Origin of the sequence: Burkholderia sp. ABCPW 14, assembly GCF_001523835.1 — a bacterium.
Taxonomy (GTDB): domain Bacteria; phylum Pseudomonadota; class Gammaproteobacteria; order Burkholderiales; family Burkholderiaceae; genus Burkholderia; species Burkholderia mayonis.
The window spans coordinates 23,187-29,569 of record NZ_LOVS01000125.1 but is presented as its reverse complement, the minus strand read 5'-3'; the positions used below and the strand labels follow the sequence as shown (position 1 = coordinate 29,569).

The window sequence follows — 6,383 nt, the reverse complement described above, 5'->3', positions numbered from 1 at the left end:
CCTTGGCTGCTTCGGCCGGCGTTTTGCCCGCCAACATCAGCCGACCAGCACGCACCCGCTTGCGCGTAGCTTCGTCCATTTTGGCCATCAACCGAACCTCCATTCAGCGTGATGACTGTATAACGCATCGGAAGAAAATCGGTTGTCATGGATTCAGTAATTCTCAATAGGCGGCGGCCGCTGGCGAAGCCGCGCCGCGTCTAGGATTGCGGGCCGTTGCGAACGCGGGACGCGTCGGGTGCTGGATACGGTGCAATTGGCGGGGCTGTCAGTGCCACGCTCTCTCCGGACGTGATGAAGGCGCTAGTCGCCGTAAGTGGCCCGACGAAAGCGCGACCTGTTATCGCATCGGTCGAAATAAAAAGCCCGGCATCCAGCCGGGCTCCCCTCAAGGCAACGAAATCGTCAAATTAGCCGACTCCGGCCCGACCTTGATGACCTGCGAATAAGGCGCCAACGCCTTCACGGTGCTATTGCGCAGATACGTATTGAGCCCGGCGTAAGCAAGCAGCCCGACGAGCGCGAACACCGCCCCGATCGCCCACAGCGGCACCTCGCGCTTGAGCCGATGCGAGATCTGATCCGGCAGCGGCCAATGCGGCGCGAACGGCGCGCGCTTGCCCTTCATATGCGCGATCTCGTCGCCCAGCCGGGCGGTCAGATACGCGAGCTTCTCCGGCCCTTCGAGCAGATACTTGCCCTGGAAGCCGAGCAGCAGGCACATGTGGAACACCTCGAGCGACTGCAGCCGCGCCGCGCCTTGCGCGCGGCATTCTTCGAGATACTGATAGAACTTCTCGCCCGCGAGCTGCTCGCCGAACAGCACGAGCTGCAGCGGCCGGCGCTCCCAGTCCGCGCGGATCTTGAACTGCGACGACAGCACCGATTCGTCGATCGCCGCGCAAAACGCGAACTTCGCCGCATAGACGTCCTCGGCGGCGATGTTGAGCTTCTTCGCTCCGCGCTCGAACTCGCTGAGGAATTCCTGGATGCGCGTGCCGAACTCCGATGCATCGCCCGGCTCGCGGCCGTTCTTCAGCAGGAACAGCATGAAGAAGCCGTCGTACAGCAGATCGACGAGCGAGCGCGCCTGGAAGCCGGCGTCGGTCGACGACACCGTTTGCGGCGCGGGGGGCGGCGTGTTGCCGCCGAAAAGGGAAGGCGCGTAACTCATGACGTGACGGCGATCAGTTCGAATTTGAGATCGTTGATTCCGGACGGCGCGTAGATCATCGCCGACTGGGCCTGCAGCATCCGCTCATAGAGCGGGCTGCGCGCATCGAGTGCGAAGTAGCATGCGCCCGGGCGCACGGGAATCGCGGGCGGTACCTGCGGCGTGTATCCAAGCCGTACGCCCGGCATCGCGGACAGCACGAGCTTGTCGACGTCATCCGGCGCGCCGACCTTGAAGCGCGCGGGCACGGCCTCGACGAGTTCGACGGAAGGCATGTCGGCAGACACCGCGAGATAGAACGCGGTCTTGTCGTCGATCTTGCCGGAATCGAGCCGTCCGACGTGGAACGACGGCCGCACTTCCTCGAGCGTGATCGCGAAGTAGCGTGTCGAGATCACGGTCTCGAGCAGGTCGCGCAGGATCGTGTCGAGGCGCGCGAAGCCGGGGCCCGGATCGTCATGCCGATAAGCGGGCAGATCGGCGAGCACATAGCCCTTCGAGAATGTCATCAACTGGCCGGCGAGGCGCAGCAGTTCCTGGAACAGCCGCTCCGGATGCAGCGCCGAATGCTGGTGCAGGTGCGCGAGCGCGGCGAACGCGGCGCTCGCCGTGTGCAGCAGCCAGAACGATGCGATGTCGCCCGAGCGGAATTCGATGATGTTCTTCGTCGGCTCGCGATGGAAGCCGTACAGCGCGTTCACTTTCGCCTGCAGCGCGTCGATCAGCTGGCGCAGGCGCTGATGCAGGATCGGCGACGCCTCGATCGCGAGGCACGGCGGCACGAAGCTGTCGTCGATCTCGAAGCCCGACGTCGCGGTGCGGCGCACGCGCACGAGCGGAATCGACAGCAACTGGTCGCGCGGCTCGCTGTGCGCGATCAGCTTGACGTTGGTCTTCAGGAACATGATGTCGGCTTCGGCGGCGTCGGTGAAGTGGTCGGCGACGCTCGCCTGCTCACTGACGAAGCGCGACACGAAGCCCCCGTCGCGGTTTTCCGCGTAGTTCGAGCCCGTCTCGCGCAGCGGATGCAGCGCGAGGTAGAACGTGAATTCGTTGATGCCGTCGGGCAGCGTGTCGAGCGCGATGGGCGGCGGCAGTTCGTCGGCCTGCGGCGCGGAGTAGAGCGCGCCGTCCGGGAACACGAGCGACAGTTCGCTTGCGCGCAACACGTTGCTGCCGAGCGCATCGCGATCGAACCGCACCGAACGCACGCCCCAGTTGTACGGCTGGATCGCCTGAATCGATTCGAAGAGGCGCGCTTCGTGATACGCGTCCTGCCGCTGAAAGTGCTGCGGCCTCAGAAAGAGGCCTTCCCCCCAGAGCACCTTGGCCGAATAACTCATGTCAAATCCGCTTAAATGTGATTGGGCCGTTGGTCGGTTTATTCGCGTCGCGATTGGCAAGCGAATCGTTAATCCTTGTTAAATGACTTTTAAATGTCATCGCGAATTTCACCCGCAGTTCACCGACGAGAGCAAATCGAGCCGCTCCGCCGACATGCCCTGCTGCGAAGGGAGGACGGTGCCGCCCGTCACGGTCATCGCGCAGTTGTGCAGGCCGATAATTATGCCGGATTTCTCGGACTTCGCAGGATCGAAAGTCAGCTTCCAGCGCTGCAGCGCCGGGTCGCGAAAAAGCGCGACGATGCCGAATGCCTGCGCTTCGCGCGATACCTTTTCGGTCGCGTTGTAGCGCTGTCCCGGAATCAGCGTGATTTCGCGCACGCTCAGCAGATCGTTGCCGAGCGCGGTCTTTTCCTTGGCCGGATCGGTGAAGCTGTCGAACGGCGCCTGCTGGAATGACGTCGGATCCTTCAGCGCGTAGAGACGCACGACGAGCGCGAGCGGGCGATTGTCGTTCGCGGCGTTGAGGTTCGGCGCGGCGTAGAGCGTCAGGCCGACGTTGCGCGGCGGCTTCTGCGAATCGGGCACGTCGGGCTTGCCGACGCCCACCATCTGCAGCGCGGCGCTGCCCGCCGAACCGAGGAGCGGCACGGCGGCCGCGCAGCCGCCGAGCAGGATGCAGGCGGCGAGCGGCAGCGCGTAACGAGTCACATGCGGATTCATCGATTTTCCGGGCGCGACGCCCTTTGCTCCCTGTCAAAACTATCAGTTACTTGGCCGATTTGGCGGCGCAAAAAATGTCTGCGTCTTCAATTGCCGAACAGATCGCCGTCCGTGTCGTTGTATTCGGAAAAAATTTCCACAAATTGGGCGAAATCAAATTCTTTTGCGGCAATAATTGCATTGGGAGCGGTACACATGTGATTCCCCGGGCGTGCGCGGCCGCGTCGGGCGGCGCGCTGCGCTGCTTTTAAAACGGCCGCTCTTCACGCGAAGATTGAATTATGAAAAATTGATCGGTACTATACCCGCGCGCTTGTAGCAAAGCAAAATCACGAATTCTCAACGATTTAAAACGCCCGCGCCGGGGAAATAAACGATGAAAGACCGTCTCTTCGCAAAACTTTCTGGGGTAGTGTTGGCCTGCGGCATCATCGCCGGTTGCGCGTCGCAGCCGACTCCGCCCACGTCCGAAGCATTCAACAAATCGTTGGCCGACGCCGACGCGGTGGCGAAGGCAGGCGATCAGGATCGCGCGATCGGCCTTTATCAGCAACTTGCGAAATCCGATCCGACACGCGAAGAGCCGTGGTCGCGAATCGCTCAGATCCAGTTTCAACAGGGCCACTACGGCCAGGCGATCGTCGCCGCTCAGGAGGCGTTGCAGCGCGACAAGACCGATCGTCAGGCGAAGAGCGTGCTTGCCGTCGCGGGCCTGCGCATCGCAACCGAATCGCTCGGCGAGCTGCGTCAGGATTCGTCGCTCGCGGGCGACGCGAAGTCGGATGCGCAGGCGCTCGCGAAGCAACTGCGCGACACACTCGGCGAAGCCGCGCTGTTTCCGCCCGAGCAGCAGACGAAGCCCGTCGTGAAGAAGCGCCGCATCGTGCGCCGCGCGAAGCCGCCCGTGCACGAGGCCGCGCCCGCCGAAAACAGCACGGCGGCCGCACCCGCGGCGCCGGCTGCTCCCGCCGCGCCCGTGACGCCGGCACCCACGCCGGCACCCGCGAAGGCGGCAGGCGGCGATCCGTTCAGCGCACTGCGTTAAACCGCGCGCGATCCACACACTAATCGGGAGCCGTCGATGGCGAAGAAAGAAAGCATTCAAAAGCGCTTGCAGAAAGTGCGGCCGCCCCGCGTCCAACTGACGTACGAGGTCGAACGGGGCGACGCAATCGAGATCAAGGAACTGCCGTTCGTCGTCGGGGTGGTCGGCGATCTGGCCGGGCAGTCGGAAGTCGAGCAGCCGAAGCTGCGCGACCGCAAGTTCGTCAACATCGATCGCGACAACTTCGACGACGTGATGAAGGCGATCGAGCCGCGCGCCGCGTTCCAGGTGGAGAACCGCCTGAGCGAAGCGGGCGGCAAGTTCGCGGTCGATCTGAAGTTCCGTTCGGTCAACGATTTCAATCCAGACGAAGTCGTCGAGCAGGTCGAGCCGCTCAGGCGTCTGCTCGAGGCGCGCTCGAAGCTCGCCGATCTGCGCAACAAACTGGCCGGCAACGACAAGCTCGAAGACCTGCTGAGCGAAGTGCTGTCGAACACGCAGCAGCTGGAAGCGCTGAAGAAAAGCGCCGACGGCGGCGACAAGCAGGGCGAATGAGTAACGGGGTGGCGAAATGAACCAGCAAACGGCTGCGGCCCAATCGACCGGCGCTCAGGCCGGCACGGAATCCTCGCTGCTCGACGACATCGTCGAGAAGAGCAAGGTCGCGAAATCCGAATCCGAGCATGCGCGCGCGAAGGACCTGATCGGCGAACTCGTCAATCAGGTGCTCGACGGCACGGTGGTCGTGTCGGACAACCTGTCTGCGACGATCGACGCGCGCGTCGCGGAGCTCGATCGCCTGATCTCGTCGCAGCTCTCGGCCGTGATGCACGCGGCCGAGTTCCAGCGTCTCGAGAGCACGTGGCGCGGGCTCGACTACCTGGTGAAGGAAAGCAACACCGGTTCGACGATCAAGATCAAGGCGCTGCACGCGCCGAAGCGCGATCTCGTGCGCGATTTCAAGAACGCGTCCGAGTTCGATCAGAGCGCGCTCTTCAAGAAGGTGTACGAAGAAGAATTCGGCACCTTCGGCGGCTCGCCGTTCGGCGTGCTGGTCGGCGACTACGAGATCTCGCGCCAGCCGGAAGACCTGTACTTCATCGAGCAGATGTCGCACGTCGCGGCGGCCGCGCACGCGCCGTTCGTCGCATCGGCCGCGCCCGAGCTGCTCGGCCTCGAGTCGTTCGCCGATCTCGGCAAGCCGCGCGACCTCGGCAAGGTGTTCGACACCGTCGAATACGCGAAGTGGAAGTCGTTCCGCGACTCCGAGGATTCGCGCTACGTCGGCCTCACGCTGCCGCGCTTCCTCGGCCGCCTGCCGTTCAATCCGAAGGACGGCGCGATCGCGGAGAGCTTCAACTTCGTCGAGGACGTTGACGGCACCGATCACAACAAGTACCTGTGGTGCAACGCGTCGTGGGCGTTCGCCGCGCGTCTGACAGCCGCGTTCGACGATTTCGGCTGGTGCGCGGCGATCCGCGGCGTTGAAGGCGGCGGCCTCGTCGAGGATCTGCCAACCCACACGTTCAAGACCGACGACGGGGAAATCGCGCTCAAGTGTCCGACTGAGATCGCGATCACCGATCGCCGCGAGAAGGAGCTGAGCGACCTCGGCTTCATTCCGCTCGTGCATTGCAAGAATTCAGACTACGCCGCGTTTTTCGCCGCGCAGTCGGTGCAGAAACCGAAGAAATACAGCACCGACAGCGCCAATGCGAACGCCGTCCTGTCCGCGCAACTGCAGTACATCTTCTCGGTATCGCGCATCGCGCATTACCTGAAGGCGATGATGCGCGACAAGATCGGCAGCTTCGCGTCCGCGCAGAACGTCGAAACGTTCCTCAATCGCTGGATTTCGCAGTACGTGCTGCTGGACGACAACGCGACTCAGGAACAGAAAGCGCAGTTTCCGCTGCGCGAAGCCTCCGTACAAGTGTCAGAGATTCCCGGCAAGCCGGGTGCGTATCGTTCGGTCGCGTTCCTGCGCCCGCACTTCCAGCTCGACGAGCTGTCGATTTCTCTGCGCCTTGTCGCTGATCTGCCCAAACCGGCAAATTCATAAGCGAGTTGAGATCGCCCGGGCGGGCCGCCCGGGTAG

6 protein-coding genes are annotated in these 6,383 nt (G+C 63.3%); 3 read left to right on the top strand and 3 right to left on the bottom strand.

Features of this window, described 5'->3' with window-relative positions:
• Positions 1 to 388 precede the first annotated feature (388 nt).
• The 3 genes from icmH to tssJ form a co-directional block, all read right to left on the bottom strand.
• Positions 389 to 1,174 (bottom strand): type IVB secretion system protein IcmH/DotU, encoded by a 786-nt coding sequence (gene icmH / locus WS62_RS19470; protein WP_066494904.1) that lies wholly within the window; start codon positions 1,172 to 1,174, stop codon positions 389 to 391.
• A complete protein-coding gene (gene tssK / locus WS62_RS19465) occupies positions 1,171 to 2,517 on the bottom strand; it encodes a type VI secretion system baseplate subunit TssK (protein WP_066574125.1) in 1,347 nt (448 codons plus the stop codon). The genes icmH and tssK overlap by 4 nt, the downstream gene beginning before the upstream one ends.
• Before the next feature lie 108 nt (positions 2,518 to 2,625).
• Positions 2,626 to 3,240 carry a type VI secretion system lipoprotein TssJ gene (tssJ, locus tag WS62_RS19460; protein ID WP_066494900.1) on the bottom strand — a complete coding sequence of 205 codons (615 nt, stop codon included), beginning with the start codon at positions 3,238 to 3,240 and terminating at the stop codon, positions 2,626 to 2,628.
• Positions 3,241 to 3,616: 376 nt separating this feature from the next.
• Here tssJ and WS62_RS19455 point away from each other — a divergent pair, with 376 nt between their 5' ends.
• The 3 genes from WS62_RS19455 to tssC are packed head-to-tail and all read left to right on the top strand — an operon-like array spanning position 3,617 to position 6,347.
• Positions 3,617 to 4,285: a tetratricopeptide repeat protein gene (locus tag WS62_RS19455; RefSeq protein ID WP_066494898.1), complete on the top strand. Its 669-nt coding sequence runs from the start codon at positions 3,617 to 3,619 to the stop codon at positions 4,283 to 4,285.
• 36 nt (positions 4,286 to 4,321) lie between these two features.
• Complete coding sequence (gene tssB, locus WS62_RS19450; protein WP_066574124.1) at positions 4,322 to 4,840, top strand: type VI secretion system contractile sheath small subunit; 519 nt, start codon at positions 4,322 to 4,324, stop codon at positions 4,838 to 4,840.
• A 16-nt stretch (positions 4,841 to 4,856) separates the two neighbouring features.
• Entirely contained in the window at positions 4,857 to 6,347 is a 1,491-nt protein-coding gene (gene tssC, locus WS62_RS19445) for a type VI secretion system contractile sheath large subunit (protein WP_010117218.1), read from the top strand.
• Positions 6,348 to 6,383 lie beyond the last annotated feature (36 nt).

What these genes read in the sequence shown, in the direction of transcription:
- WS62_RS19455 (WP_066494898.1), top strand. Translation starts at nt 3,617, where the DNA reads ATGAAAGACCGTCTCTTCGCAAAACTTTCTGGGGTAGTGTTGGCCTGC.
- tssK (WP_066574125.1), bottom strand. Translation starts at nt 2,517, where the DNA reads ATGAGTTATTCGGCCAAGGTGCTCTGGGGGGAAGGCCTCTTTCTGAGG.
- tssB (WP_066574124.1), top strand. Translation starts at nt 4,322, where the DNA reads ATGGCGAAGAAAGAAAGCATTCAAAAGCGCTTGCAGAAAGTGCGGCCG.
- tssJ (WP_066494900.1), bottom strand. Translation starts at nt 3,240, where the DNA reads ATGAATCCGCATGTGACTCGTTACGCGCTGCCGCTCGCCGCCTGCATC.
- icmH (WP_066494904.1), bottom strand. Translation starts at nt 1,174, where the DNA reads ATGAGTTACGCGCCTTCCCTTTTCGGCGGCAACACGCCGCCCCCCGCG.
- tssC (WP_010117218.1), top strand. Translation starts at nt 4,857, where the DNA reads ATGAACCAGCAAACGGCTGCGGCCCAATCGACCGGCGCTCAGGCCGGC.